This is a genomic window from Scandinavium sp. UTDF21-P1B, assembly GCF_040750395.1.
GTDB lineage: Bacteria > Pseudomonadota > Gammaproteobacteria > Enterobacterales > Enterobacteriaceae > Scandinavium.
In genome coordinates, this window is record NZ_JBFLVD010000044.1 from 1 (window position 1) to 1,698 (window position 1,698).

Annotated in this window: 4 protein-coding genes; 2 read left to right on the forward strand and 2 right to left on the reverse strand. The window is 47.8% G+C overall.

Going from position 1 to position 1,698, the window contains the following annotated elements; genetic code table 11:
• The first annotated feature begins 73 nt into the window (after positions 1-73).
• Both AB1287_RS22130 and AB1287_RS22135 read left to right on the forward strand, forming a co-directional pair.
• The gene (locus tag AB1287_RS22130; protein ID WP_435619126.1) at positions 74-457 is read left to right on the forward strand and encodes a gp53-like domain-containing protein; all 384 of its coding nucleotides are present in this window, start codon (positions 74-76) and stop codon (positions 455-457) included.
• Position 458: 1 nt separating this feature from the next.
• A complete protein-coding gene (locus tag AB1287_RS22135; RefSeq protein WP_435619127.1) occupies positions 459-887 on the forward strand; it encodes a tail fiber assembly protein in 429 nt (142 codons plus the stop codon).
• On the opposite strand, the gene AB1287_RS22140 is transcribed toward AB1287_RS22135, so the two are convergent.
• Positions 859-1,347, reverse strand: a complete 489-nt coding sequence (locus AB1287_RS22140; RefSeq protein WP_435619128.1) for a tail fiber assembly protein — start codon at positions 1,345-1,347, stop codon at positions 859-861. The two genes, AB1287_RS22135 and AB1287_RS22140, sit on opposite strands and share 29 nt — an antisense overlap.
• Before the next feature lie 9 nt (positions 1,348-1,356).
• Positions 1,357-1,698 (reverse strand): gp53-like domain-containing protein (locus tag AB1287_RS22145; protein ID WP_436799859.1); only part of this gene is annotated, 342 nt, incomplete at its 5' end.

Sequence of the window (1,698 nt, forward strand, 5' to 3'; positions counted from 1 at the left end):
GTATTCTCGTCGTTAGTTGACACCCTTACATAACCAATAAGCACGCCTTTCCCTCCCAACAAAAACCGGAACAATGCCAGACGAGGGGAAATTAATCATTCTCTATAACCTCGGTTTGGGAACAGCGGCGAAAAGGAACGTAGGTTCAGCAACCGGAACAAACCAGATTCCAGATATGAGCTCGTTCGGATCGGGTACTCAGTGGTTTAGGTTACCGACTGGAAATATCGTTCAGGCATGGCAGGCGACCATCAATGGTGCCGATGCAAACGGCACCACTATCAATTTCCCTGTTCCATTTCCGAATGCACTGTATGCAGCGAATACAATATGGGTGGATGGCTCAACTATCGCTCCGATTGCATACAAAATCATTGGACATACGAAGACCACGGTAACAATTAAAGCCAGCGGCGCTGGAACTTATGGCACATTAATAATGGCAATTGGGATTTAATATGAACAAATACACTTATTCAGCATCTTTAAATGCCTTTTTCCCTGTCGTTCTGAAAGTTGATTATGAAAAGGCGGGGTCGTGGCCCGACGACGGGGTTGAGGTTCCAGACGAAATGGCAGAAGAATTTATGTCTGAGCCGCCAGCCGGGAAAGTGCGCGTCGCTGGTAGTAATGGGTTTCCTGCATGGGCCGATACTCCTGCTCCGACGCATGAAGAAGTAGTAGCAGCTGCGGAGCAGTATAGCCAGCAGTTGCTACGTCAAATTGACGACGTAACAGCAGACTGGCGAGTTGAATTAATGCTCGGTGATATCAGCGACGAGGACAAAGAAAAATTGTCTGAGTGGATGGCGTACAAAAAGGCATTGAAAGCCGTCGATATCTCAACGGCCCCTGATGTTATATGGCCGCCCCCTCCGGCAGAATAGGCCAGTCAATATCTGGTGCGCTGGTCGTATCAACCATTTCCAGTGCATCCAGATAATCAAGCCACAAACCGTACAGCTCAAGCTCTTCTCCTTTTAGTCTCCCGATTGCGGCTTTGCCGGGCCACTGTTTACCATTCATATAGTCATTAGCCTGGTCAATGAGTTGCTGTTTTTCCTCAGCGGCAACATTTAACGCATCCTGTTTTTTCTGTTCAATAGCCTGTGCAGTCATTACCCACGAACACTTATCTTCATCCCAGGAATAATAATTATCTGGCCGAGGTTCCGATATCGTGAGCGTGCCATCTTTCATATAGATATAGCATCCAGCATTTACAGCCTCATATATCGGCAACTCTTGATCTGCTATTAATTCGATGGCATCAGCAGGTAACGTATCACCGAAGTTAATCCCGTCTGCGTAAAATGTTTGTGTAGATACTGAAAATCTCATATCGATAACCCCTGATTAATAACCCACGATGATCCACTTCACAAGAGTGTTAGCGAGCGTGGACGCCCCGGCGATTCGGCCTGCCACAGCGATTGTTGAAAGGGTTTTGGGAACCACGCCAACAACTTTTATTGATGTAAGGTCGCCTGACTCACTTCCGGCACAGCCGCAAATGAGCGTCGGAAATGCTGTAGGTAGAGTGACCGTCTGACCACCTGAACCAGTCGCCGTTGACCCCCACTGAATGATAAGGCTCCTGCGAACACCGCCAATAATCATCGGAATGGCTATGTAACCATTGGCCCCTAATACGCCTGATGAAACACCCGCTTTAGCCAACTCTCCTAAACCGAGGTT